Origin of the sequence: Arthrobacter sp. MYb227, from assembly GCF_002975435.1 — a bacterium.
Taxonomy (GTDB): Bacteria; Actinomycetota; Actinomycetes; order Actinomycetales; family Micrococcaceae; genus Paeniglutamicibacter.
This window is the reverse complement of record NZ_PCPT01000007.1, coordinates 1-26,305: the sequence shown is the minus strand read 5'-3', so window position 1 is coordinate 26,305 and position 26,305 is coordinate 1. Positions and strand designations below refer to the sequence as shown.

Here is a 26,305-nt window from a genome sequence, read left to right as displayed (position 1 = left end):
GGCTATGGGGGTGACGTTTCCAGTAATTGGCGTTGTTGGCGGAGGCCAACTCGCACGCATGATGGCCCCCGAGGCATTGAACCTCGGCTTCGAACTACGCATCTTGGCCGAGAGCCCCGATGTTTCTTCAGCGCGCGCTGTTGCCGACGCACCGGTAGGTGATTACAAGGATTTGGCAACGCTGCGTGAATTTGCGCGCGGTTTGGACGTCATGACGTTTGATCATGAGCACGTGCCTAATGAGCATCTGCAGACGCTGATTGCCGAGGGCGTGAACGTCCAGCCGCGTCCCGCGGCGCTGATCCATGCCCAAGATAAATTGGTCATGCGTGCAGCAATCGAGAAACTCGGGTTGCCGAATCCGGCGTGGGCAGCTGTTGAAACAGTTGAAGAGCTTGTGACCTTTGGGCAGCAGATCGGCTTCCCCATAGTGCTCAAGACCCCCCGTGGCGGCTACGACGGCAAGGGGGTACGCATGATCAATGACGCAACCGAAGCCCGCGAGGCGGCCGACTGGTTTGGCAACGGCGCACTGCTGGCTGAAGACAAGGTCGATTTTGCCCGCGAGCTCTCAGCACTTGTCGCTCGCACTCCCTCCGGTGAGGCCAAGGCCTGGGATGTAGTGCACACCATCCAGGTTGATGGTGTGTGCGATGAGGTTATTGCTCCGGCGCAGAACATCTCCGATGAGGTGGCACACACAGCAGAATCTGCAGCACTAAGAATCGCCGAGGCATTCGGTGTCACCGGTGTCATGGCTGCCGAACTTTTTGAAACTCCGGGCGTCGGTGCGGGGTTTGTCATTAACGAACTTGCCATGCGTCCACACAACACCGGTCACTGGACCCAGAACGGCTCGATTACGAGCCAGTTTGAACAACACCTGCGTGCGGTTCTTGACCTGCCCTTGGGCGCTACGGATGCCCTGGCGGAAATTACAGTCATGAAGAACTACCTCGGTGGCGAAAACCAGGATCTGTTCTCAGCATTCCAAGCAGCCTTGGCGGCCGAGCCACGTGTGAAGGTTCATGCCTACGGTAAATCGGTTCGTCCGGGACGCAAGATCGGACACGTAAATGTGGTCTCCGAGCCCGGCGAAAGCGCAGATTCCCTGCGTGCCCGGGCCACTTTGGTAGCCTCAATGATCCGTGATGGCGTAGAAACCACGCCTGTTCCCAGCACCGAAGGAAATGCATAATGTCTACACCCGCACCACTTGTTGGCCTCGTCATGGGCTCGGACTCGGACTGGCCGGTCATGCGGCTGGCCGCCGAGGCCTTGGCCGAATTCGGTATCCCCTTTGAGGCGGATGTTGTTTCGGCACACAGGATGCCCGAAGACATGATTGCTTATGGCAAAGAAGCCCATACCCGTGGCATCCGCGTCATCATTGCCGGTGCCGGAGGCGCTGCCCACCTGCCCGGGATGCTTGCCTCCGTCACCCCGCTTCCGGTGATCGGAGTTCCGGTTCCACTTAAGACCCTCGACGGCATGGACTCGCTGCTTTCCATCGTACAAATGCCCGCTGGTGTTCCGGTGGCGACGGTATCCATTGGTGGAGCCAAGAATGCAGGCCTGCTTGCAGCACGGATCCTTGCCGCAGGAACCGATGAACTTGCAGCTACCCTGCGCACTGCGCTCGTTGAATATGCTCAGTCGCTACGCCAGATCGCTTCCGATAAGGGTGCGGCCCTGCGCGCAGCTGCAGCAACCGACTTCGGCGCCTAAGGACCTATATGACATCGACCCGCCGTACCGCACGCGATCAAGGCGTCTTACCCGACCCGGCTTCAGTGGCAGCACCGGTGCGTTCCAAGCGCGCGTTCATGCTGTTATTGATGACCTTGTTCTTCCCTGGCAGTGCCCAGTCGGTATCGGGTCAGCATGCGGTTGGCAGGTTCGCCATGCGCATCACCATGGCCTGTTGGGCCGTGGTGATTGCGCTGGTCCTGTTGTTGCTACTCAAGCGTGATTGGCTGCTGAGCTTTTTTGCTCAGCAGTGGGTTCAGTTGAGTACCAGCATCATCTTGGTTGCTTTGGCGGCAGGTTGGTTACTACTTTTCCTCAACACCCTCTCGATCATTCGTCCCAAGCTTTTGGCCCCCGGGGCTCGGATGATCATTGGTGCTGGCCTGGTTTTGGCTGTTGTTGGCACAAGCGGCGCACTGGGTTATGGAGCGTTTGTGCTCAATAAGGGGCGGGAAACTATTTCAAACGTTTTCACTACGGCTCCTGCCTTCAAGCCGGTCAATGGCCGCTACAATATTGCAGTTTTTGGTGCCGACTCCGCCGGGAACCGTGATGGGGTCCGCACCGACTCCATGTCGCTACTGTCGGTAGATGCCAAGACAGGTAAATCTCTGCTCATTTCGATCCCGCGTAACTTCCAGAACGCCAAGTTCGCCAAGGATTCACCCATGCGCAAGGTGTATCCGGATGGCTACAACTGCGGTAATGAATGCCTTTTTAACGCTATTTACCGGAATGCCACGGACAACCATGCAGATTTGTACCCCGGGGTAAAAAATCCTGGTGCACAGGCAACCATGGACGCCATTGAGGGAACCACTGGGCTAGAGGTGCAGGCCTACGTCATGATCGATATGGCAGGTTTTGCCGGCTTCATCGATGCCATGGGTGGGGTAAGCGTTGAATCCGGAGGTTGGGTTCCCTACAATGCCAAAAAGTGGCCCAACTCCTCGGTTAACACTCACTGGTTCGCCCCCGGAGTTCATAAATTCACCGGCAAGCAAGCGCTCTGGTTTGCTCGTTCACGTGATTTCACCTCCGATTACCACCGCATTGCTCGTCAGCAGTGCCTGCAACAGGCAATGATCTCGCAGTTCAGCCCGCAAACCATGCTCACCCGCTTCACCTCGATCATGGATGCAGGTAAGCAACTAGTGGAAACCGATATTCCGCAGGCCCAGCTCGGTTCCTTCCTCAACCTTGCAGATAAGGCTCGTGCCACCCCATTCAAACGGTTGACTCTAGGTGCCCCCGATTTTGGTTCGGCCTCCGATAAATTCTCCACCTACCCAGATTTTGATCAAATCCATGCACGCATCGAGTCGCTGATCGAAAAGGAGTCGGGCGCCAAACCCAAGACCACGCAAGCGTCCAAGGGCACCGAAACCAACACCGATTCGTCGGGATCAGCAGCGTCCTCCAGCCCTGCCACCGAGGAGAAAACTACCTCCTCCAGTGGGCGTAATAGCTCCCCCGGCAAGGTCAATGAGGTCAACGAGGATGTTCCGACCACCAAGCGCGATGGTAGCCCCATCACCGAAGAGTATCTTGTACAGCTCGAACAGATTGGTCGAAAAGACCTAATCAATAAGATTGCAGCAAATAACAACGAGTGTTCGGTGCCCTAAGCTGGGGCACCACCCATTGATGTCCAAAGGACCATGATGTATCGCCTGACAAACACCATCCGTGATTACGCCTGGGGATCTTCCGGCGCTATTTCCAATCTTTTGGGGAGCACTCCTAGCGGCAAGCCAGAAGCCGAAATGTGGCTTGGTGCTCACCCTGGTTCCCCATCACTGACCACAAGCACCGGTGCTGGAGCACCCCAGGGGTTAGATGAGCTGATCGCTGCAGACCCGCAGGGACTCTTGGGAGCAGATATTGCCCAGAAATATGGCCAGCTACCCTTCTTGGTGAAGGTACTGGCCGCAGGAAAACCACTGTCTATCCAGGTGCATCCCTCCGCCGAACAGGCAGCCGCGGGTTTTGCTGCAGAGAATGCTGCAGGTCTCCCTGCCGATGCACCGCACCGAAACTATCGGGATTCCTCGCACAAACCAGAAATGATTTATGCGCTTACCGATTTTGCTGCGCTGAGCGGATTCCGTTCCCCCGCCCAAAGCGCTGCACTCTTCAGAGACCTGGGCGCGGTGCTCGATAAGCAAAATGCAGCGACCTGTGAACGAATCGCCGCGCTGCTCTCACACCCGCATGAGGGAACTGCCCTGAGCTCAACGTGCGAATACCTGCTCGGGCCAGCAGCAGAACCCGGCAGCTTGGTCGCCGCAGCTGTGGCCGCCGTCAAGACGCATCCGGAACTTGCCGAGCATATCTCCTTGGCGGAACTGCCAAAGATCAATGAGCATTACCCCAACGATATTGGTGTACTTGTCTCGCTATTGCTGAACCTGGTAGTTCTCGCTCCGGGTCAAGCGATCTATTTGGATGCCGGAAACGTGCATGCCTACCTGCGTGGGTTGGGCGTTGAGGTCATGGCCAACTCGGATAATGTGTTGCGTGGCGGGTTGACCCCCAAACACATCGATGTCGCAGAGCTCTTGCGCATTACTCGTTTTGAATCTCTCGGTGTTCCGTTATTGGAACCGGTTTCCACAATGTTTGGGCAGCAGATTTTCACCCCGCCCTTTGCCGAGTTCCAACTCCAACACATCGAACTTGCCAAAAATGCCGATGCCGGCGATATGGCTGGTGGCGATGTTCCAATTGCCGCACATGGACCGGTGATAGTTCTATGTGTTGAAGGTGAAATCCTTGTTGATACCCCGCGCGGTGATGAACTACTCCGGCGCGGAGATTCGCTATTTATTGGTGCCAATGAGGCCCCGGCGATGGCTCGACGCAGCGCTAATGCAGCGGGCCGAGCTTTCGCCGTGACACCGCAAGAATCCGCATAGTCGATAACGTTTTAAAGACTGTGGGGCCGGTACAAGAAAACTTGTACCGGCCCCACAGTCTTTTGCTACGAAAGTAATTTAGCGGGTGTAGGCTTCCCACTTATCCGACTGGTGTTCGCCTTCAACAAAGCGAATGGTGCCGGACTTCGAGCGCATGACGATCGACTGGGTCTGGATACGGCCGTTCTTGTACCGCACACCGCGCAGCAGGTCACCATCGGTGATACCGGTTGCCGCAAAGTAGCAGTTGTCGCTGGTTACCAGATCATTGGTGGTCAGTACGCGGTCAAGATCGTGTCCGGCGTCGATGGCCTTCTGCTTCTCATCATCGTCTGTGGGCCACAGACGGCCCTGAATGATGCCGCCGAGCGACTTGATGGCACAGGCGGTGACAATGCCTTCCGGGGTGCCACCAATGCCCATCAGTGCGTCAACGCCGGTTCCCTCGCGGGTCGCGGCAATGGCGCCGGCAACATCGCCGTCCATGATGAACTTGGTGCGCGCACCAGCGGCACGGATCTCTTCGACCAGGCCAGCGTGACGCGGGCGGTCCAAGATACACACGGTGATCTGGGAAACCTTCTTGCCCTTAGCCTTAGCGATCAGGTGCAGGTTCTGCTTGACCGGCAGGCGCAGGTCAACAAGCTCCGCCGCTTCGGGGCCGGTGACAAGCTTCTCCATGTAGAAGACTGCCGAGGGATCAAACATTGAGCCACGGTCTGCTACGGCAAGAACCGAGAGGGCATTGTTAATGCCTAAGGCGGCCAACCGGGTGCCATCAATCGGGTCAACGGCTACGTCGCATTCGGCGCCGTTGCCGTCTCCCACGTGTTCGCCATTGAACAGCATCGGTGCTTCATCTTTTTCGCCTTCACCAATGACAACTACGCCATTGAAGGAGACAGTGGAGAGCAGTGAACGCATGGCGTCAACTGCGGCACCGTCGGCAGCATTCTTATCGCCAAATCCAACCCAGGGGCTAGAGGCAATGGCTGCTGCTTCGGTGGCGCGCACCAATTCAAGTGCTAGGTTACGGTCCGGTTCGGCGTCGCTAACCGAAAGCCGTGGGGACAGGTGGGCAAAATTCGTGGCTTCAGTCACGGTCTTCCTCGTCTTTGAGATCTGTTCGTTTGCCGGGGGCCAACGCCTTCCATCATATCGCTCGTTCTTCGAAGGCACCGCCTCATGAACCGAAGGTGACCGGGATATCACGTTTAGATTCTGCGGGCGCAATAGGCGAGAATGGTTGGGTGAGCCAGCACCCCGAAGACCCAGCAGCTACCGTGTCCACTCCAACCTCGGCGCCCACCGAGGCCACCGACCTGCCCGCAGGTACCACCGGTGAAGCGGAAACAGCCCCGGAAATCACTCCGGTTTTGACCCCGTCACAGGCAAAACGTGCCAACCAGACGCTCAAGGGCATGATCATTTCTGTGGTGCTCACTGTTGCCGTTGCGTTGCCCATTATTTTCATTAACCCGGCCAGCAAGGCCGAGACATACCGTCAGCCAGTAGATATTTCGGCTGTTGCCTCGCAGGCCGCCGCGGATGCCGTCTTTACCCCGTGGGCACCTGCCCTTCCGGAGGGTGATTACGTGAATTTTGCACGGTGGCTCACCGGAAACATTGATGGCATCAAGTACTGGGAATTTGGTGTTGTCACCCACGATGACAAGTTTGTCTGGGTCAGGCAGACCGGAGATGTAAACCCTTCGTGGCTTGCAACAGTTACCGATAATGCGGTACCAGCCGGTGAGCATCTTGTAGATGGCGTTGCGTGGGAATTGCGCAAGAAAGATAAGAGCCAGGTACTGCTTTCTACGATCGGTACCTCAACCATCGTTTTGAGCAGCGAAAGCGGTATTGAAACACTTGAGGCCTTGGCGCGTTTGGCCACCGCTCAGGTCCAAGGCTCCTGATAGCCTAGCCGCTACCTGCGGGAAACATGAGACTTTTCCCACAGCGGATGTGCCGATCCCCTCGGCGTTTCGCATATCGAAGCGTCATGCATCGACGTTGGTGCATCCAGATGCCTCTGGTTGCAATACGCTAAAACTCATGAACGAATTCGATGCCCAGCTCGAGAATCTAGCGCTTACTCCTGCCCAAGCGTGGCGGAAGCTGCGCGAAGGAAACTCCCGCTTTGTTTCTGACCGGACCGATCATCCAAATCAGGATGCGTTGCGCAGGCATTCACTGATCAATAGCCAATATCCTTTTGCGGTAATTTTCGGTTGCTCGGATTCGCGGCTCGCTGCAGAAATTATTTTTGATCTCGGTCTGGGTGACGTCTTTGTGGTGCGTACCGCCGGACACGTCATTGATGCCGCAGCTCTCGGATCCCTCGAATACTCGGTTGATCTGCTCAATGTCCCCTTGATTGTGGTCTTGGGTCATGACTCCTGCGGTGCCGTGACGGCAACCATCCGCTCGGTGGAGACCGGGCACATGCCTCCGGGATTCATTCGCGATCTTGTTGAGCACATTACTCCCTCGGTGATTGCTGCTAACCGCAATGGAATCCACGACGTTAATACAACGGTTGTTGAGCACGTCCAGCAGACAACTCACCGCCTAGTTGAGCAATCCCGACTCATCTCAAACGCTGTAGATGAGGGCCGCACCGCCGTCATTGGTGTCACCTATCGCCTAGCCGAGGGTAAGGCGGAGATGGTTTCCGGGTTCGGGGTTCTCTGAGGCCTAGCCCAAAAGCTGCAAAGTTTTAGCTAAAGCGATGGTGCTGCTGGGAAATTATTCCCGATGGACACCATTGCTTTTCTATTCCCGGTTTCGCCAATTGCATGACCACCTGCCTTTTCTACTTATGCGGGCGTAGCGTGGGTGCTATGGATAATTCAGCTGACTTCCGCATTGAACACGACACCATGGGTGAGGTTCGGGTACCCGCAGCTGCGCTGTATAGGGCACAGACTCAACGTGCAGTAGAAAACTTCCCCATCTCTGGGAAGAAACTTGAATCGACCCATATTCGCGCTCTTGCCTTGGTGAAGAAGGCGGCAGCACGTGCCAACCTTGAGCTGGGGGTCTTGGATACCGAGCGGGCTGCGGCGATTGTTGCAGCAGCGGACGAGGTCGCGGCAAATAAGTATGATGCTCATTTCCCCATCGATGTATTCCAAACGGGTTCGGGTACCTCGTCAAATATGAATATGAATGAGGTCCTTGCCGAACTTGCAACCCGTGCCTTGAGTGAGCAGGGGTCACAAACCGTTGTACACCCCAACGACCACGTCAATGCCTCCCAGTCCTCAAACGATGTATTCCCCACTTCGGTGCACGTCGCAGCGACAGCGGGACTGCTAGGGGATGTGATCCCGGGTCTTGAGAAACTTGCCACCTCCCTTGATGCCAAGGCCGCAGAATTCAAGGATGTTGTGAAATCCGGGCGCACCCACCTGATGGATGCCACCCCGGTCACCCTGGGTCAAGAATTTGGTGGCTATGCCGCCCAGATGCGCTATGGCATCGAACGTATCCTGGCATCGTTACCGCGGGTTGCCGAGGTACCGCTGGGTGGCACCGCGGTGGGAACCGGGATCAACACCCCCGAAGGGTTCCCGCAACTGGTCATCAAACTGCTGGCCGATGACACCGGGCTACCGATTACCGAGGCGCGGAACCACTTTGAGGCTCAGGCCAACAGGGACGGGCTCATTGAGGCCTCGGCACAGCTGCGGAACATCGCGATCTCACTGATGAAGATCAACAATGACCTGCGCTGGATGGGCTCTGGCCCAAACACCGGTCTGGGTGAAATTGCCATCCCGGATTTGCAGCCGGGGTCCTCGATCATGCCGGGCAAGGTCAACCCCGTCATCTCCGAAGCGGCCATCATGGTTGCAGCCCAGATCATTGGAAATGACACGGCCATCGCATGGTCCGGTACCAATGGCGCGTTCGAGTTGAACGTGGGCATCCCGGTGATGGCCTCGAATCTTCTCGAATCGATCCGGCTGTTAGGTAATACAACCCGTGTCATGGCGGAAAAAATGGTTGAGGGGATCACCGCGAACGTTGAACGTGCACGTTTCCTGGCCGAGGCCTCGCCCTCGATCGTGACCCCGTTGAATAAGGTCATTGGCTATGAGAATGCAGCAAAGATCGCTAAGAAGGCAGTAGCCGACGGGCTCACGGTTCGCGAGGCGACCGTGGCTCTGGGATTCGTTGAACGCGGTGAGCTGACCGAGGCGCAGCTCGATGAGTTACTCGATGTCACAACAATGACCGGGAAACACTAGGGACGCCCCGGCCCCGCGTCGATATGGCGTCGTGGTGTGCGGCAGAAATTCTGTCTCAAGCCACGACGCCATATGCATTAATCATCCAGCGTTGCCGTCCTGGACGGTGACGCAAAACACAAGACTTGCACCGTTGCTCCATTAGTGCAAAACTGCACTCTATGACGAACAGTGCAAAGAGCGTGGAGAACGTTCCACCTACTCCCCCAACGCTCAGCGCACGAATGCTCAAAACCCGGCTGTCCATCACGCGTCACGCACGCGAACTGACGGCCGCGCACGGTTTCGCAGGATTCACAGTTGAAGAGCTCTGTGCCCGCGTCGGTATCTCCCGCCGCACCTTCTTCAACTACTTCGGCACCAAACTCGACGCGGTCTTTGGCCACGCGGAGGACGGCATACCGGCGGACGCTTTGGAACGTTTCATGAATGCCCGCCCCGCCGGAACCGTGGGGATCTCCCCCACCCTGTTGACAGATCTGGTGAGCCTGGCGCTCGAACAGCTACGTCTGGACGATGAAGAGATCCGCGGAGCGCAGGGCTTCTTTACGATCCTGCACCGCGAGCCCGAACTGCTCGAACGCATGATGAAACTAGGTCCTGAACGTCAGGCCGAATTCACCGCAATGGTTGCCAAACGTGAGGGCGTTGACCCCACACATGACGGCATTGCCTTGGCCTTACACACCCTGCAATTTGCTGCCATGCGTGCCATCGATCGCTACCTGCAATCCCCCGAGGGGCCCACGCTGGGCGAAGAATTCCTCGCCGTCATGGAACAAGCCCAGGTATTGCTGGGTCAGGAACTCACCACGGTGGCGCAAGCCCCCGAGCCTTCCGTGCCGCGTTCACCCTCACCATAATTGCCCGTTTCCCAACTTCAAGGAAAACTCCCCCCGATGTCTACTTCCACCGCGTCCCGGCCCGCCGGGGCACCCGCACCGCTGCTGCTGACCCAGCGGCGGATCTGGATCATCTTCTCCGCGCTGATCGCCGGCATGATGCTCTCCTCCCTTGATCAGACCATCGTCTCCACCGCGATGCCCACCATCGTGGGACAGCTCGGCGGCGTCGAACACCAAGCGTGGATCACCACCGCTTACCTGCTGGCCACCACCATTGTGATGCCCATCTACGGCAAATTCGGTGACGTATTAGGCCGACGCAACCTCTTTTTGATCGCCATCGCGCTGTTCACTCTTGCTTCGGTGGGAGCCGCGTTCTCCGGCACCTTCTGGATGTTCGTCTTCTTCCGCGCCATGCAGGGGTTGGGCGGCGGCGGGTTGATGATCCTCTCACAGGCCATCATCGCCGATATCGTCCCGGCCTCCGAGCGCGGTAAATACATGGGCCCGCTGGGCGCTATCTTTGGTCTTTCCGCGGTTGCCGGCCCCTTGCTGGGCGGCTTCTTCGTTGACCACATGACCTGGCAGTGGGCCTTCTACATCAATATCCCCATTGGCATTGGCGCCTTCATCATCGCGTGGTTCGCACTGACCCTGCCTAATAAGAAGGCAACTAAGAAGATCGACATTCTTGGTGTTCTGCTACTTTCCATCGCCACGACCTGTCTGATCTTCTTCACAGACTTCGGCGGCAACAAGAACCACGGCTGGGGCGCGATTGAGACCTGGGCCTGGGGCCTGGGCCTGCTCACCGCCGCCGTGCTCTTTGTGATTGTTGAAGCTCGCGCACAAGATCCAATCATTCCGCTGGCGCTGTTCAAGAACCCCATCTTCATCAATGCAACTGCCATTGGTTTCACCCTGGGCCTTGGCATGTTCGCGGCGATCGCGTTCGTTCCTACCTTCTTGCAGATGTCCTCGGGCACCTCGGCGGCCGTCTCCGGTCTGCTGATGGTCCCGATGATGGTCGGCATGATGGGTACCAGCATCTGGTCGGGTATCGCCATTAGCAACTCCGGAAAGTACCGGGCCTACCCGATCGCCGGAACCTTGGTCACCGCGGCTGCCATGCTGGCCTTCACTACACTCTCGGCAACCACCCCATTGTGGCTGATCTGCATCTACCTCTTCGTCTTTGGCGCAGGCTTGGGTCTGATCATGCAGGTTGTGGTGCTGGTGGTACAGAACGCAGTAGATCCTTCAATGGTGGGTACTGCAACCTCCACAAATAACTACTTCCGTGAGGTCGGTGCCTCGCTGGGTGTTGCCATCTTTGGTGCCATGTTTACCAACCGGCTCTCCGAGAACCTTACCGAGGTCTTCACCGGCGCCGGGGCCAGCGCCAGCGAGGCTGGCAATGCCACGGCAACACTTGATCCGCAGACCATGGCACAACTTCCCGAGGCCGTGCGTGAGGGCATTGTGACCGCTTATGCCGATTCATTGGCTCCGGTGTTCTGGTACTTGATCCCGTTCATCCTGATCTCATTTGTGTTGGCGTTGTTCCTCAAGCAGGTCAAGCTCTCCGATACCGCAGGCATGGTGGCCCGTGGCGAAGCAATTGGTGGAGAAGAAGCCCTCACCATGGAACAAGTTGCCCGCGCAGGCAAGGATTCTGCCCCAGCAGCTGAAGAAGACTCAAGCGATTCGTTTCAGCAACGATAGTTAGTTTGAGGGCTTAGCAAAATGCCCCCGAGGTTGTTTTCTCCTCAAGGAGAGACAAGTATCGGGGGCATTTTGTCGTTCAGAAATAAATCATTCAGAAATAAAGTGGCCTTCGTTCTTTGGCTCTTGTGCCCATTGGATCGCACGGAGGTGCTTGGGCGGAACCGATGGCAAGTCGTTAATTTCGAACCAAGCAACTTCGAGGTTCTCATCATCATTAACTCTTGCTTCGCCACCCACATAAGTGGCACTCATGACAACATCTAAATACTGAGCGCGGTCCCCATTGGGATAGATGGCCTCATCGGTGGTTGCCACCCCAAGTAATCTATCGATACTGCAATGCACCCCGGTTTCCTCAAAGACTTCTCGAACCGCGGCAAGCGCGGGTTCTTCACCGGGTTCTAAGATCCCCGCCGGGACCGTCCATCTACCGTTATCTGCTCGACGCACCAATAGCACGCGTTCTTGGTGGATCAGCACTACTTTAACCCCGGGAAGCCAGAGTGGGTCGGTGCCAATTTTGCTACGCAGTTGAAGAATAAATTCCGGGGTTGCCATACTGTAATCCTGTCACGAGCGGCAATGCCAGACGAATCACTGCCGTATCGAACTGCTAGAAGCTCACTGTCACAGCAATTGCCGCACCACTTAACATGAAGGGGCCAAAGGCTACCGAGGAACGCAGGTTCATCCGCTTACTCAGCAGCAACATGGCCGAGACACCTGCTCCCAAAATGAAGGCAAGAACTGTCGCGATAAAAAGGTGTGCCCACGAAACGAATCCTAGATAGAGTCCTAGCACCGCGGCGAGTTTCACGTCTCCTAAACCCATGCCGCCCGGAACCAGAAAATGCACCAGTAAATAACCACCAAAAAGAATCCCCGCACCGGTTAACGACCGTAGAAGCCTCTCGGGCTCCCCGGCACATAGTGCCGCAGCACCGAGCAGGATGAGAGAAGAAACAAACCATGGAAAGATAATCGCGTTGGGCAACAATCGAGTGCGGAGATCAATGATTGATAAACGGACACCATTGATCAGGAATAGCGCCAATGCACAGCTGACCAAGATGCCGGCCAGCAGATCTAGAATGGTCGAGGCAGTTAACCAACCCATGATTTGTTCGGGCATGTGAACACCCTACGCCGCTATGCCCCGCCGCTGGGACACCGGAACCTGAATGTGGATAAATACGCCAGGGACGGCAGCCACTGTGGCATGGCCTCGCTACTGGGTTATTCGCCAGCATTCCTCGCTACACTGAAAGCATGGATCAGCTCAATGGCGCAGCCGTTTTTCCGGACCCTGATCAGGCTCCGAGCAAAGAACTTATGGGCACTTTTCGACGTCTTGCACGCTCTTCGCCATGGTTGTGGGACACCATTGAGCTAAAGATCAGCGAACATAGCCTCACCAAGAACGCAGCCGGTGTGAAGGCCGTGGAGACGAGCGCACCATTATCCGTGTTGATTAGACGGCCCAACGCGGTTCGGGTTGAAGATCAGCATGGAAATGTCGTGTTCCGCACCGATTCAATCAATGATTCAAAGTCAGCATCTTTTCTGATGTCCAACCGAAAATCGTGGCTCTTGCCGCCCAAATTGTTGGCTCCAGTCTATGGAGAAGATGGTTTTGTCTCTCGCCGCCCGGAAGCGGCCTATGTGAACGAGCTGATGCCTGTTAGCAAGTGGAATGCCTTCCTTGATCCGGTGGAGATTGCCGGCTTTACTCCTGGCCCAGCAGACCTCGCGTTCCCGCATCCAAGCATTATTCATACGCTGAATCAGATGACCGATGAGGCTGGACGGCCCTGTTTGGAAGCCGACCTTTCACGCGGGCACTCCTATGCGCCGGTCTTTACTCATTCCCCACTCTTGGCCGAAGGAACCACCCGGCTACGCATTGATCTGGCAACCGGTATTTGTGTCCAGCGCACGGTGCTTACCGGTGCCGGCGCTGGAAGTGTGCAAAAGGTGAAAATCATTGCCGTGGATCGATACATGATCGATGGGCTGTTCACCCAGCCCACTGCCCAGCTCTCCGATGTGCGGCAAGCTCCTGTGTGGCCGGTATCGGAAGAAAAGCACCCGCCCGGTCGCCATCAGAGCTAAAAGCTGACTCATCGAGTGGTAGTTGGGTGCCGATCCGTGGTTGCTTCAGCACCCAAATCACGAGACTCTAACTAAATTTTTCTTCGAGCATCTCGGTCACCAGGGCCGCAATCTCCGATCGTTCCGAACGTGTCAAGGTGACATGACCAAAAAGCGGATGTCCTTTGAGCAGTTCAACAACCGCAGAGACACCATCGCGGCGTCCCACCCGAAGGTTATCGCGTTGAGCCACGTCGTGAGTCAGCACAACCTTTGAGTTCTGCCCAATGCGGGAGAGCACTGTCAAAAGCACGTTGCGCTCCAGTGACTGCGCCTCATCAACAATCACGAACGCATCGTGCAACGACCGCCCGCGGATATGAGTCAGCGGCAAGACTTCAAGCATGCCGCGGCTGAGCACCTCGTCTATGACGTTCTTTGACACCACCGAGCCGAGGGTATCGAAAACTGCCTGAGCCCAGGGATTCATTTTGTCCGATTCGGCACCGGGCAGGTAGCCAAGCTCTTGACCTCCTACCGGGTAGAGCGGCCTGAAAACCATGATTTTGCGGTGTTCGCGGCGTTCCATGACGGCTTCGAGTCCTGCACACAGTGCCAACGCCGATTTACCCGTCCCAGCACGCCCTCCCAGCGATACGATCCCCACGTCCTTATCCAGCAGTAAATCAAGGCCTAGGCGTTGCTCGGCGGAGCGCCCACGTAGCCCAAATGCTTCACGGTCTCCACGAACCAGATGAAGCAGGTGGTTTCGATCCACTCGACCCAAAGCAGAGCCCCGGGGAGAATGGATGACCATTCCGGTATTGCAGGGTTGTTCGGCAAGCTCCGGGAGTTCCAAGGATTCGGAGGCATAGAGGGCGCTCATATCTTCTTCGGTAACGTTCAACTCCGCAATACCTGTCCACCCGGAGGAGGCAACTAATTCATTACGGTATTCTTCTGCTGCCAGCCCCATGACCGAAGCTTTGATGCGCATCGGCAGGTCTTTGGAGACGAGACAAACATCGACTCCGTCGTCGAGCAGCGACTTGGCTACCGCAAGGATCTTTGAATCATTATCCGAGTTCCGGAAACCCGCGGGTAGTACTTCGGGAGAAATGTGGTTGACCTCGATCCGCACGGTTCCGCCGGATTTCCCAACAGGCATCGAGGACGCCAGCCCTCCACCGTTTCTTCCCATCTCATCGAGCGTGCGCAGTGCTTCGCGGGCGAAAAAACCAAGGGTTGGATCGTTGCGTTTGTGCTCAAGTTCGATGATGACTGTCAGTGGGAGCACCACGTGGTGCTCGGCAAAGCGCAGCATGGCGTGTGGATCGGCGATAAGCACCGAGGTGTCTAGGACAAAGGTGCGTGCTTCTTGCACGTCTAGAACCGCGTTTTGTTCCAAATTCTCTGCCATTTGTGACTCCCAACGAGGTGTTGTTCCCCGCAGCTATTGCGGGTGAGTGTTGGGGCACTAAGGGTTGGACGGCGAAAACCGGCGATCGGGCTTCTGAGCATGGTGGCCATTGGATGCTGTTCCCGCCGTCCTACTCTCGGAGTTGCCCCTACCGACCTTGAAGGTACAAGGCCGTTATAACCAACCTACGCCCAAACAAGACACTAGTCACGAGTGTTTTATGACCAGTGACCGGCTTCTGGATGAACATTTGGAAACCCCGATGCTAGCCGGTGGTTGGGCAGCAGCCACGGTTATCCGGCCAGCAAGCCGGTGAGAGAATAGCCAAGGAAATAGCTTAGGATCCGAAGCGCCGCTGACGATCGGCAAAATCACGTAGTGCACGCAAAAAATCAACGCGTCTAAAATCTGGCCAGAGTGCTTCGCAGAAGTAAAATTCGGAGTATGCGCTTTGCCAAGTGAGGAACCCGGAGAGTCGTTGTTCTCCGGAGGTTCTAATGACAAGTTCCGGGTCCGGTTGTCCACTGGTGTAGAGGTGTTTGGCTAGCTCGTCCGGATCCAGTGTCGCGGCGATTTGCGCCGCGTTTTGTCCCTTTGCTTGGCCTTCGAGCAGCAATGCCTTGACCGCATCAACGATTTCGCGGCGTCCACCGTAACCGACCGCAACATTGACGTGGACACCGTTAATCCCTGAAGTTGAGGCTTCTAGTTCGCGTAGTTTGTTTGCCAAATAGTCTGGGAGCAGTTCCAAGGCACCCACGGGCTTAACGCGTACCGCCTTGGTTTCGCCCAGGCGTTCGAGGGTGTTGGCGATGATTCCCATCAGATCGTCGAGTTCTTGACTCGAACGATTCATATTGTCGGTGGAAAGCATATAGAGGGTCACCAGATTGATATCTAGTTCCTTGCACCAATCCAAGAACTCTAGGATCTTGTCGGCACCCGCTTGGTGCCCTGTTGCGGTGGTGGCGCCGGCGAGTTTTGCCCAGCGCCGGTTTCCATCAACGAGAACACCAATATGTGTTGGCAGTTTTTCCGGGCTCAGTGAACGTCGGATCTGCCGCTCATAGAGACGATAGACGAAACCCGGTAATTCCACCGCATACTCCCGCTTTGAACTTGGACGGTACCGCATTTGAGATACCCTGATCCTTAACGCTACCTTTTGCGCGGGCCACTAGGTGGCAAGACTCGGCTCCCAGCGTGTGAAGTTACTAAGAAACCCTGCCTACTAACAAGTAACCTACCGCAACGTAGGTTAGGCTTTGTGCATGATCAAGGAAGCGCACCCCCAGGGCAGCGGCAGTCCCACACACCCGTCACTGTCTTCATCTACGACGCCGATCACCGAAATAAAACCACGATTGCGCGGCTGGATTCACGCAGCAATGGTTCCGCTCTCACTGGTCTCAGGAATCATATTGATCTCCTCGGCACCGGCCGGAGCCGGAAAAATAACCAGCGCCATCTATGCGTTTACCGGGCTCCTACTATTTACTGTTAGCGCGACTTATCACCTAGGCGACTGGTCGCCAAGAGTCAAACGTGTGCTCAAACGCCTCGACCACACAAATATCATGCTGCTGATAGCCGGCTCCTACACCCCGCTGGCTTGGGCACTATTGCCAGCGGGCAAGGCAACATTCTTATTGATTGCCATCTGGATAGGGGCCGTGGCCGGAGTTGCCTTCAGGGTGTTCTACACCGACGCACCGCGCTGGCTTTACACACCCGTATATGTGCTCCTGGGACTTGCAGCACTACTGTTCATCGGAGATTTTTACGCGGCAAGTCCGGTATCCGCCGTAATGATCTGCGTGGGCGGTGCCTTCTACATTTTGGGAGCAATTTTTTACGCACTCAAACGCCCCAACTTCAATGCTCAATGGTTTGGTTTTCACGAACTTTTTCATGTTTTGACGGTTGCCGGATTCGCTTGCCATTACATTGCCATCACGCTGGCTGTGGTGAGCCAGCGTTAGTGCATGGCCTCGAGATTTTCAAGGCCTGGGACCAAGAGTTGGATCAGCTCCGCCGGACTATTGGCAGGCATATGGCACACACCGCCGCGACACACATATATTCGCAGCCCTTCAGCGGGCCCTGTCGGATAGTTCGTAGCCAGGCTCACCGGGGCCGCTAGGTTCCCTAGCTGCGCAATTCCAGCCAGCACCCCGAGGCGCATTGCCTCATGACGTTGCTCGGTGCGCCCTCCAGCGATCACTAATTCGGAGGTGGAACCACGCACAAATTTCACCGCAACTCCCAGTGCGCTACCCGCCGCATGCGGAGCCCTATCCGCAATGGCAGGCACAAAACCAATGAGGGTTCGAACCAGCTCTAGGTCCGCATTGATAGCTTCATTCCCCTGCCCGGCGAATCCACTTTCCATGATTTGGCGCATTCCGGCACGGGCAAGCAAGGCCGCGGCAAGCAGGGAACTAGCCGCAGGAACCGCATCATCAAGAGCTTCTGCAGTCAGGGCACCGGCGCGGCTTGCCAAGACACGTGGGTCTCCGCTGGGTGCGTCAACGGGCCCTGCCGCTGAGACAAAACGTTCCACGGTGCCATCCAAAAGCTCGTGTGAACGCTCAAGCCAGCGTTGCTCACCACCAATGACGGCAAGAGCTTGGAACCCTAAGACCACAGATGCATGATCCTCAAGCACACCGATATTCTGCAAATCCGCTTGACCTTGATAGCTCACCCGCAAGAGTACTGAGCGCTTTGCATCCCAATGGGTAGCCCACAGGTATTCTGCAGCGCCCGTGGCAAGCTCCAGAAATTCCGGTTCATCAAGTAATACCGAGGCTTCGGCAAGCGCGGCAATGGCTAGCCCGTTCCACCCGGCAACCACCTTCTCGTCTCGCGCAGGTTGGATTCTTTGTTGACGAACTGTCGCCAATTTTTCAAATGCCAGATCAAGTTCTGCCCATTGCTCAAGGTTTGGAACCTTGCCCAACGCAATGCTCAGGCTTGGTTCTTGACCATCGCTGACTTCCGCTGCTCGACCATCCCAAAGTTCCCAGAACGCATTTGTCTTATCGGTAATAATTTCTTCGATTTCGCTGCGCGTGAAGGTGTAGGTTGCACCCTCACGGTGACTTCCATCTTCCATCACGGTATCGGCATCAAGCGAGGAGGCCAGCCCGCCGGAGGGTAAGAGCATCCGAGCCCTGAGCCAGTTGCCAATGCCGCGGGCCGCCCTGCTAAAGAGTTCACGTTCGACCGCCCGCGGGCTCTGCACCGCGGCGCGAGCGTAAATGCTTAATAGTTGGGCATTGTCATACAGCATTTTTTCAAAGTGTGGGATCTTCCACTGCGCATCAACACAGTAGCGGGCGAATCCACCCTCTATCTGGTCGGCAAGTGCACCGGTGGCCATCAGATTTAGTGTTCTGTTGGCTAACGTTGTGGCGGCTGTTGCCGCGGGCCCCGTTCCGAGTCCGGCACGCAGCAAAAAGTCCAACACCGGCGAAGGTGGGAACTTTGGAGCCGGGCCAAAGGCTCCAGTTGGATCTTCTAAGCTGCCGAGCTTTTCAATGGCCGTGGCAATCACAGGCCCGAGCCTTACCTGATTTTCGCTGGTGGGCAACGGGAGTTTGCGGGAGAACATTTTTGCTTGTCCCGTGGCTACCGAGCCCAGGTGGGTGGCAAGAGCTGTTGCCTGTTCCTCAAGCTGCGGCCGACGATTGACCCATGCATCGTGTACCGCCTCGAGCACTTGGCTAAAGGATGGCTGCCCGGGGTGTGGCTTAGGTGGGAAGTAAGTGCCCGCGTGGATGGTGCGTCCATCGGGTAGCGTGAATACGCTCATGGGCCAACCACCGGAACCGGTGAGGGTTTGAGTTGCCGCCATATAGGTCTGATCAACGGTTGGGTGTTCTTCGCGGTCCACCTTGATGGGTACGAAATTTTCATTGAGGTAGCCGGCGACCTGCGGATCATCGAAGGACTCTGCTGCCATCACGTGACACCAGTGGCAGGCAGCGTAGCCAATCGAAAGGAACACGGGGATATTGCGTGCCTTCGCGTGTTCAAATGCCGCGTCCCCATAGGGCCACCAATCCACCGGTTGGTGGGCGTGTTGGCGCAAATAGGCGGAGGCACTTGAAGCGATTCGTTGTCCCATGCTCCAAGTCTCCCCCACCAGGTGGCACTAATAGTGCCTTCTGTGGTCCTGCCCCGGTTGGTGTTTCACACACGTCATGTGAGCGCAAGAGCGGAAACCGCAAATATCAGAGGCTCATCAACGGTACGAGCAAGAATTTTTGGGCTCGCTCAAAGCGCAGGCCCGAGCATCTTAAAAGATTTTCGACCCATAAGATTTAAGAAGTAACGCTTAGCAGTACTTTGTGTTGGCGCCTTGGACTTGACCGGCGCCAACATCAGCCTACTTAGTGAGCTGGCTTATCGCCGGGCTCATCGGGCTGGATATCTTTGCCGCGCTCCACCAATTCTTGTTGGCGTGCCTCGGCCTCGCCCTGGTAACGAACCCGGCGGATACGTCGAGTCATATCGCGGATGATGAAAATGGTGACAATGACAAGGGCTGCCGTTGCCACGAAGCCCACGAAACCCGGACCGATGGACCGAGCAGCGTCCTCGGAGATTTCGGGAATCGGGGAAGGTGACACGGATGCTGCATACAGCAGGAACGAATACACGCGCGAAGCTCTTTCTAAAAGTTGACTGCCGGGAACAACGGCACAGTATCTATCTTAGACCGGCAAACAAATCGGTTTCGGGCAGCTCCGTGGGAACCGAGGACTCGATCAAGGTGAAATCCTCCCAGGGCCAGTGCTTGGCGTAGATCGCTTCGGGCACGGCAAAGAAGAAACCCGTGGGATCAATCTGAGTTCGGTGCGCCTTCAGCGCCTCGTCACGAGTCTTGAAGAACGCAGCACAATTAACCTGAGTTGTGGTTTTGTGTGGCGAAACCCACCCAAACATTTGCTCGTCCGGGTGCTTTTCCCATTCGGCAATACGCTCAGCGTAGGGAGAATCAATGCCTTCCTCAAGCATTGCGTAGTGCAGTGCGCGGAAGCGTTCCGGAGCAAAAGCACGGTCGTAGTAAAACTTTGAAGTCTCCCACGCCTCACCAAGTTCAGGTGAGCTTTCGGCCTTGGCTGCTTCCTCAAAAGCGTAGACGGCAACCTTGTGCGCCTGAATATGATCAGGGTGTGGGTACCCGCCATTTTCGTCATAGGCGATGATCACATGAGGTTTGAATTCACGGATCAGCTTGATCATGGGTGCCGCAGCAATTTCGAGCGGGATCAGAGCAAAAGCACCAAAGGGAAGTTCCGGAAGCGGGTCTCCCTCGGGCAGACCAGAGTCAACGTAACCCATCCAACGATGTTCAATCCCCAGGTGGGCTGCGGCCTCGGCCATTTCGGTGCGACGTACTCCGGCTAGGTCACGGTGGGCATGAGCGAGCTCGCCGACTGCAGCGTTGAGGATATCCCCGCGCTCGCCTCCGGTGCAGGTGGCGACCATGACCCGTGCGCCGGCGGCAACGTAAGCTGCCATGGTTGCCGATCCCTTTGATGATTCATCGTCCGGGTGGGCATGGATCGCCAGCAAACGCAGGCCCTGAGACGGGGCGATTAGCTCTTCGTTGTGATCTTGCACCTGTATAACTCCAACTTCATATGCTCGGTAAAGGGATTCCCTGCGCCAAGGCTTAGACTGGTAGAGATGCTTTCTCCCCGGCCGCGACGCCCACGATTCTGAAAGAGGCGCCATTGTCCAGCTTAACTAATAGGTACGGTTCGCCCAAGAAGAGTCTTAGCAAAAAAACTCGCAGAAACCTCATTATCGGTGGTTTGGCCTTCGGCATCCTCTTTGCGCTCTACCTCGCTTGGGCGACGATGAGCAAAGTTGAGTTCAAGGACAACTCCTTTGAGGTCATCTCTCCCACCGAGGCTTGGACCCTGGTTGATATCACCAAGGATGCCAAGGATACTGCGCAATGCGAGATCCGTGCCTTGAATGAATCGTACGCAATTGTTGGATGGAAGACTCTGACCATCGGTCCAACCGAAGGCAAGGGCAAAGTGACTCAACAATTTGATGTCACGCTTCGGACAGAATCCTTAGCCACCACTGTTGGCGTTGAAGAATGCAAAATCATCAAGACCAACTGATCAATTCGCTCGTAAATAAGCGACTCGCCGGGTACGCCAAAAGCTCAAACTCTTGGGTAAATGCTCATCGAGGGCTAATATCTTTCTAATACGTTAACGCCCCGCTGCAGATCGTGACGGACGAAGTTCTTCACCATCTGTGCGGGGTCTTTGCTTGCAAGATGTTCGTCGCATCATCGGCAGGGACCGTCTCGGCACGTTGCTCCAATCCAGGATCAACCGCCCTGATTACACAAGGAGTACCACCGTGACTACCACCAACCACGAACCAGTCATCTGGCTGACCCAAGAAGCCTTCGACCGTCTGAATGCCGAGCTTGAGCACCTTTCGGGTCCGGGCCGTGCGGAAATTGTCGACCGCATCGAGCAGGCTCGTTCCGAGGGCGACCTCAAGGAAAACGGTGGCTACCACGCAGCCAAGGAAGAACAGGGCAAGGCCGAGGCACGTATCACGTACCTGAAGGATCTACTGCGTCGCGCCCACGTTGGCGAAGCTCCTGCCGATGACGGAGTTGTCGAGCCTGGCATGCTCGTTGAAGCAATCATCGCAGGGGATCAGACCACGTTCCTCTTCGGTAGCCGCGAAGTAGCAGGCGACTCGGATCTGGAAGTTTACTCGGAGCAGTCCCCGATCGGTGGTGCCGTCCACGGCGCCAAGTCGGGTGACAAGATCACCTACACCGCTCCGAACGGCAGGGAAATTCTCGTTGAGATCGTTTCTTGCAAGCCTTATAGCGCTTAATTTCTTTCTGCCACGACGAACTCTTGGCACCGGTTGTTGATGGGGGTTTCCGCTAGCGCGGAAACCCCCATCAACACTTTAACCTTCGGTAAAAAGGGCAAGAAGTAGCCGGTGTTTCTTTTCCCAGCAAGGAAGGTGAAACACCGGCTAGCTTGTGCGCTGAACTTTTACTGCATGATCATTGGCTGGAAACCTTCGGCACGAAGGTTGTTGAGTACCTGTTCCGAATGAGCGTGACCCTTAGTTTCCATATCAATGGTGATTGCTACGTCTCCCATGGACAATGAACCGCCTACACGGGTGTGATCAAGACGGGTAACGTTGGCATCGGATTCGGCAATGACACGAGAAATCGTTGCCAGCTCACCTGGACGATCATCAAGCATCATGCGCACCGTAAGGTAGCGCCCCGCGGCCGAGAGACCGCGCTGGATGACCTTGAGCATCAGCAGCGGGTCAATGTTGCCACCGGAGAGGATCACCGCTGTCTTGGCCGGGTTTAGGCCCAGCTCTTCGAGCTTGCCTTCGAGGAGCGCAGCAACTCCCACGGCACCAGCGGGCTCCACCACGAGCTTGGAGCGCTCCAGCAGGAAGACTAGCGCACGTGCCAGCCCGTCCTCGGAGACCGTCACGACATCATCGACGAGTTCCTTGATGATCTGGAAGGGAAGCTGGCCGGGGCGACCTACGGCAATGCCATCGGCGATGGTACGTACAGTATCCAATGGCACCAGTGCATCTGCTGCAAGTGAGGGAGGGTAGGCTGCAGCATTTTCTGCCTGCACACCAATCACCTTGATGTCCCTGCCCATTTCTGCGGCCTTGGATTTGATAGCTATTGCCACCCCGGCAAGTAGCCCACCGCCACCAACACCCATCAGGACGGTATCAACGTCTGGAAGCTGTTCAAGGATTTCTAGTCCAATGGTCCCTTGTCCAGCAATGATGTCCGGATTATCGAAGGGGTGAACAAATACCGCTCCGGAGGCCGTGGCAAAGCGTTCGGCTTCGGCAAGGGCCTCATCAACGTTGTGACCGTGCAGGATCACCTCTGCGCCATGATCACGGGTTGCGGTGAGCTTGGGCAGGGCAACACCCAATGGCATGTAGATTCGGGCCTTGATGCCCAATCGGCGTGCGGCCTGGGCAACGCCCTGCGCGTGGTTTCCTGCTGATGCAGCAACTACGCCGCGTGCGCGCTCCTCTTCGGAGAGCAACGCCATCCGAACGTAGGCTCCGCGTACTTTGAAGGAACCGGCACGCTGCAGGTTCTCACATTTAAGGTAAACCTCGGAGCCAACGGCCAAGGACAGCGCACGCGAGTGCTCGATCGGGGTGCGTACGCTGACTCCCTCCAGAATGGTTTGTGCATGTTCGATGTCGGAGAGACTTACCGGGAGCTTGGTCTGCTGGATCATTGAACGACTTTCTCAAGGGGCGTGATGACGCGAATTCTAAATGGGATTATTTCTTGGTTAGGGCCGTGCTGGCTGTTGGTGCGAACCGGGGTTTGGTTCTTCACCGTCCAGGTCGGCGGGAGCCGGTTCCGGGTGACGGACCGGCTCGATAATTCGAGTGGGATTCGAAAGGTCGGGATCGTTTTCCCACCCTCGATTTGAAATGTATTTCACCACGGTATTGGCGATGGCCAGCAGCGGGACGGCAAAGAGTGCACCGGGGATCCCGGCGACCATGGAGCCTCCGGCAACCGCCATGACCACGGCTAGCGGATGTAGGCTGACCGCCTTACCCATGATCAGGGGTTGGAGAATATGGGATTCTGCCTGCTGGACAAAGAGCACGATGAGCAACATGATCAGCGCGTTGACCGGTCCGTTTGCCACGAGTGCCAACAGTACTGCCACAGCGCCGGTGACCATGGCACCGATGACCGGGATAAAGGAGCCAATGAAGACCAGCACGCCCAACGGTAGGGCCAGTGGTACACCGATGATCAGTGCCCCAACCCCGATGCCAACTGCATCAATGAAAGCTACAAAGAGCTGGACCCGTACATAGATCACCATCGAGGCCCAGCCGCGGCGCCCCGCTCCCTCGGCTGCCGGACGAGCCCGGCGCGGAAGAATATTGATGAAGAACTTGCCAATGCGTGGACCATCAAGCAACAAGAAAATCAGTGAGAATAGCACCAGCAACAGGCCCGCCACGAGGTGGCCGAGGGTCGTACCCCACGAAAGGGCTCCCGAGACAATGCTTGAGGAGTTGTTCTTCAATTGATTCAAGGCATCTTGGATCAATACGTCTAGGTCTTCATTGCTCAGGGCCAGCGGTCCATTGGCAAGCCAATCTTGGATCTGTGAAATACCCGTGACAGCTTGGGCCCACAAGCTAGAGAAGCCTGTTGCTAGGCGTTGTCCTACAAGTGAGAGTCCCCCAATGACAACAGCGAGGAACGCAATCATGGTGATGCCAACTGATAAGCCCTTGGGCAGACGTAATCGTCTATTGAAGAAATGGACTATGGGGCTCAGCAATCCGGCGATGAGCGCCGCAATCATCAGTGGCACTACCAGTAGCGAAACCTGTGAGAGTAACCAGACTGCAATGCCAAGGGCCACGACAATGAGGATCAAGCGCCATGCCCAGGAAGCTGCAATGCGTACCGCATACGGCATGTCTTCGGCCTGCGTCACTTCATTGGTGCTTTCGGCGGCTATCGCTTCGGGTGATTCGGTTTCGTCAGGCTGCCCGGGAAAGAGCTTTGCGCCCAAGGCTTGGACACCTTTAACCGTCTCTGCCCCGGTCTTTTGGTTGAACAGGTGCGGGAACTTCACGATCCCACCAGTTCCTGTTTCGTGTCGAGTACCGAGGGTTGCGAGACTACAGACATGGCACTGCCTGCGGTCTTTCCGGTGGTACTGACGATCAAACTCATGAACATACGGTATCCCTTGGAAGAACAAGGTGCGACATAGATGACGCACATATTGCAGAAAAACTGCGGGGCAGTACCCAAAAATGGATACTGCCCCGCAGTTTTACATCAGATTGACTAGTCGTCGCCACGCAAGATAGCCAGAATGCGCAGAATCTCAACGTAAAGCCAGATGAGCGTCACCGTGAGACCGAAAGCCGCGGCCCAAGCCATCTTGGCAGGGGCGCCGCGCTGGACACCTTCGGAGATCGAGGTGAAGTCCATGACCAGTGCGTAGGTTGCCAGCAGCACGGCGAGGATACCAATGCCCAAGCCTAGGATGCCGCTACGCATGCCGAAGGTTCCACCCGCAACGCCGGTGAGCATCAGAATGAAGTTAAGCAGCGAGAACAGGCCGTAGCCGATCATGGCAATCATGAACATCTTGGTCATCTTCGGGGTGGCGCGGTACTTACCCGAGCGGTAAAGCACCAGAGTCACGGCGAAGACCGAGAAGGTTGCCAGCACGGCTTGAACCGCGATGCCCTCCCACTTGGTTTCGAAGAATGCCGACAGGCCTCCCAAGAACAGACCCTCAAATGCCGCGTAGAGCAGAATCAGGACCGGGGATGGCTCACGCTTGAAGGAGTTAACCAACCCGAGGACTAGGCCAATAATGGCACCGGGAAGCATCAGAATGGGTGCCTGCCAGCCGACGACAGCACCAATGACGACCAACCCGAGGGTCAGCGTGGTCTTGTTGATGACATCGGCGTAGGTCATACGGCCGGTCTGCATCGGTGATGCCGAAGGCTGCGAGTACATATCCTGCAGAGCTTGTGTGCTCATGCCGGATTGTGCGTAAGTGGTGGGCGCGGCACCCGCGGGGCCGGCCGCACGGGTCTGCTCGCGATAGTTCTTGGAATTGAAGACCGGGTTTCCGCCCAGGGCCATTATATTTCTCCTCAGTAGGGTTGTTAGTTAATAGCCTACGTTGGTCTAACGAATCAGATGTACCGAAAAATCCCCAATATTGCATATTTTTCTCAAGAACCCGCGCGAAGTGCTGTTTTAGGGCAAGATTGGCCCTTATTTAGTCGGCACAGCCAGAGTTGTTCATCGAGTTCCTACGAAATTCATGGCAGTTTCATAGAGTTGCACCCTACGTCGCCACTCCCGAAAACCCCTTGTGAAAGCCGCGGAAAAGATTTTTCCACGCACGCTGTGGGCAATAGCCAGACAAGCCAAGCGTTTTGGATACAGCAAAGGCTCCTACTCCCCCGTGTTTACAGGGAAGTAGGAGCCTTGTTTTTGGTACCCCCAGTGGGACTCGAAACCTCTAAAGTCCGCTAGCTTACACCAAAAACCCTGAACTTATGCGGAAACTCATGCGGTGGAATTAGTGGAAGTATGGGCAAACGTGGGCAAAGTGTGGGCAATTTGTGGGCAGACTAAGAATATCGACGTTAAAGAGTTCGCCCCCTACCCCAACTATGAAACATAGGGGGTAGGGGGCGAACTCTTTAACG

General features: G+C 56.2%; 24 protein-coding genes. 13 read left to right on the top strand and 11 right to left on the bottom strand.

What is annotated here, in order from left to right; all coding sequences use genetic code 11:
• Positions 1–4 precede the first annotated feature (4 nt).
• Genes CQ018_RS13885 through manA form a run of 4 tightly spaced genes read left to right on the top strand, consistent with a single transcriptional unit; the run spans position 5 to position 4,667 of the window.
• On the top strand, positions 5–1,198 hold the full coding sequence (locus CQ018_RS13885) for a 5-(carboxyamino)imidazole ribonucleotide synthase (protein ID WP_181149902.1): 1,194 nt from the start codon (positions 5–7) through the stop codon (positions 1,196–1,198).
• Entirely contained in the window at positions 1,198–1,728 is a 531-nt protein-coding gene (gene purE / locus CQ018_RS13880; RefSeq protein WP_105550611.1) for a 5-(carboxyamino)imidazole ribonucleotide mutase, read from the top strand. The genes CQ018_RS13885 and purE overlap by 1 nt, the downstream gene beginning before the upstream one ends.
• Positions 1,729–1,736: 8 nt before the next feature.
• Positions 1,737–3,377, top strand: coding sequence for an LCP family protein (locus tag CQ018_RS13875; RefSeq protein ID WP_258142622.1), 1,641 nt, complete (start codon positions 1,737–1,739; stop codon positions 3,375–3,377).
• 33 nt (positions 3,378–3,410) lie between these two features.
• Positions 3,411–4,667, top strand: a complete 1,257-nt coding sequence (gene manA / locus CQ018_RS13870; protein WP_258142621.1) for a mannose-6-phosphate isomerase, class I — start codon at positions 3,411–3,413, stop codon at positions 4,665–4,667.
• Positions 4,668–4,745: 78 nt separating this feature from the next.
• On the opposite strand, the gene glpX is transcribed toward manA, so the two are convergent.
• Complete coding sequence (gene glpX / locus CQ018_RS13865) at positions 4,746–5,768, bottom strand: class II fructose-bisphosphatase (protein ID WP_105550609.1); 1,023 nt, start codon at positions 5,766–5,768, stop codon at positions 4,746–4,748.
• Positions 5,769–5,917: 149 nt separating this feature from the next.
• Here glpX and CQ018_RS13860 point away from each other — a divergent pair, with 149 nt between their 5' ends.
• From CQ018_RS13860 to CQ018_RS13840, 5 genes are all read left to right on the top strand, one after another.
• On the top strand, positions 5,918–6,586 hold the full coding sequence (locus CQ018_RS13860; protein ID WP_146111915.1) for a DUF4245 domain-containing protein: 669 nt from the start codon (positions 5,918–5,920) through the stop codon (positions 6,584–6,586).
• A gap of 139 nt (positions 6,587–6,725) precedes the next feature.
• The gene (locus tag CQ018_RS13855; protein ID WP_105550607.1) at positions 6,726–7,364 is read left to right on the top strand and encodes a carbonic anhydrase; all 639 of its coding nucleotides are present in this window, start codon (positions 6,726–6,728) and stop codon (positions 7,362–7,364) included.
• 149 nt (positions 7,365–7,513) lie between these two features.
• Entirely contained in the window at positions 7,514–8,926 is a 1,413-nt protein-coding gene (locus CQ018_RS13850) for a class II fumarate hydratase (RefSeq protein WP_105550719.1), read from the top strand.
• A 161-nt stretch (positions 8,927–9,087) separates the two neighbouring features.
• The gene (locus CQ018_RS13845; protein ID WP_105550606.1) at positions 9,088–9,789 is read left to right on the top strand and encodes a TetR/AcrR family transcriptional regulator; all 702 of its coding nucleotides are present in this window, start codon (positions 9,088–9,090) and stop codon (positions 9,787–9,789) included.
• A gap of 36 nt (positions 9,790–9,825) precedes the next feature.
• Entirely contained in the window at positions 9,826–11,496 is a 1,671-nt protein-coding gene (locus CQ018_RS13840) for an MDR family MFS transporter (protein WP_105550605.1), read from the top strand.
• 90 nt (positions 11,497–11,586) lie between these two features.
• Here CQ018_RS13840 and CQ018_RS13835 read toward each other — a convergent pair whose 3' ends face one another.
• Together CQ018_RS13835 and CQ018_RS13830 are read right to left on the bottom strand one after the other, a co-directional pair.
• The gene (locus CQ018_RS13835; RefSeq protein WP_105550604.1) at positions 11,587–12,057 is read right to left on the bottom strand and encodes an NUDIX domain-containing protein; all 471 of its coding nucleotides are present in this window, start codon (positions 12,055–12,057) and stop codon (positions 11,587–11,589) included.
• A 55-nt stretch (positions 12,058–12,112) separates the two neighbouring features.
• Complete coding sequence (locus CQ018_RS13830; RefSeq protein ID WP_258142620.1) at positions 12,113–12,631, bottom strand: A24 family peptidase; 519 nt, start codon at positions 12,629–12,631, stop codon at positions 12,113–12,115.
• A 137-nt stretch (positions 12,632–12,768) separates the two neighbouring features.
• On the opposite strand from CQ018_RS13830, the gene CQ018_RS13825 reads away from it, so the two are divergent.
• A complete protein-coding gene (locus CQ018_RS13825; RefSeq protein ID WP_105550603.1) occupies positions 12,769–13,611 on the top strand; it encodes a hypothetical protein in 843 nt (280 codons plus the stop codon).
• Positions 13,612–13,678: 67 nt separating this feature from the next.
• Here CQ018_RS13825 and CQ018_RS13820 read toward each other — a convergent pair whose 3' ends face one another.
• Both CQ018_RS13820 and CQ018_RS13815 read right to left on the bottom strand, forming a co-directional pair.
• Positions 13,679–15,010 (bottom strand): PhoH family protein, encoded by a 1,332-nt coding sequence (locus tag CQ018_RS13820; RefSeq protein WP_105550602.1) that lies wholly within the window; start codon positions 15,008–15,010, stop codon positions 13,679–13,681.
• A gap of 337 nt (positions 15,011–15,347) precedes the next feature.
• Positions 15,348–16,145 carry an isoprenyl transferase gene (locus CQ018_RS13815; protein WP_181149901.1) on the bottom strand — a complete coding sequence of 266 codons (798 nt, stop codon included), beginning with the start codon at positions 16,143–16,145 and terminating at the stop codon, positions 15,348–15,350.
• A gap of 136 nt (positions 16,146–16,281) precedes the next feature.
• Here CQ018_RS13815 and CQ018_RS13810 point away from each other — a divergent pair, with 136 nt between their 5' ends.
• Positions 16,282–16,992 (top strand): hemolysin III family protein, encoded by a 711-nt coding sequence (locus tag CQ018_RS13810; RefSeq protein ID WP_105550601.1) that lies wholly within the window; start codon positions 16,282–16,284, stop codon positions 16,990–16,992.
• Here the strand turns inward: CQ018_RS13810 and CQ018_RS13805 are convergent.
• From CQ018_RS13805 to mca, 3 genes are all read right to left on the bottom strand, one after another.
• Positions 16,989–19,142, bottom strand: a complete 2,154-nt coding sequence (locus CQ018_RS13805; RefSeq protein WP_105550600.1) for a thioredoxin domain-containing protein — start codon at positions 19,140–19,142, stop codon at positions 16,989–16,991. The genes CQ018_RS13810 and CQ018_RS13805 overlap by 4 nt on opposite strands.
• Before the next feature lie 265 nt (positions 19,143–19,407).
• Positions 19,408–19,647 (bottom strand): hypothetical protein, encoded by a 240-nt coding sequence (locus CQ018_RS13800; protein WP_146111914.1) that lies wholly within the window; start codon positions 19,645–19,647, stop codon positions 19,408–19,410.
• 79 nt (positions 19,648–19,726) lie between these two features.
• Positions 19,727–20,644 carry a mycothiol conjugate amidase Mca gene (gene mca / locus CQ018_RS13795; RefSeq protein WP_258142619.1) on the bottom strand — a complete coding sequence of 306 codons (918 nt, stop codon included), beginning with the start codon at positions 20,642–20,644 and terminating at the stop codon, positions 19,727–19,729.
• Between the two features lie 113 nt (positions 20,645–20,757).
• Between mca and CQ018_RS13790 the strand changes: the two genes are divergently transcribed.
• Both CQ018_RS13790 and greA read left to right on the top strand, forming a co-directional pair.
• Complete coding sequence (locus CQ018_RS13790) at positions 20,758–21,159, top strand: DUF4307 domain-containing protein (protein WP_181149900.1); 402 nt, start codon at positions 20,758–20,760, stop codon at positions 21,157–21,159.
• 247 nt (positions 21,160–21,406) lie between these two features.
• Complete coding sequence (gene greA, locus CQ018_RS13785; protein WP_105550596.1) at positions 21,407–21,901, top strand: transcription elongation factor GreA; 495 nt, start codon at positions 21,407–21,409, stop codon at positions 21,899–21,901.
• Positions 21,902–22,068: 167 nt separating this feature from the next.
• Here greA and ilvA read toward each other — a convergent pair whose 3' ends face one another.
• The 3 genes from ilvA to CQ018_RS13770 all read right to left on the bottom strand — a co-directional run bounded on the left by ilvA (position 22,069) and on the right by CQ018_RS13770 (position 25,730).
• Positions 22,069–23,319: a threonine ammonia-lyase gene (gene ilvA / locus CQ018_RS13780; RefSeq protein ID WP_105550595.1), complete on the bottom strand. Its 1,251-nt coding sequence runs from the start codon at positions 23,317–23,319 to the stop codon at positions 22,069–22,071.
• Positions 23,320–23,376: 57 nt separating this feature from the next.
• On the bottom strand, positions 23,377–24,537 hold the full coding sequence (locus CQ018_RS13775) for an AI-2E family transporter (RefSeq protein ID WP_105550716.1): 1,161 nt from the start codon (positions 24,535–24,537) through the stop codon (positions 23,377–23,379).
• A gap of 377 nt (positions 24,538–24,914) precedes the next feature.
• A complete protein-coding gene (locus tag CQ018_RS13770; RefSeq protein WP_105550594.1) occupies positions 24,915–25,730 on the bottom strand; it encodes a Bax inhibitor-1/YccA family protein in 816 nt (271 codons plus the stop codon).
• Between the last annotated feature and the right edge of the window lie 575 nt (positions 25,731–26,305).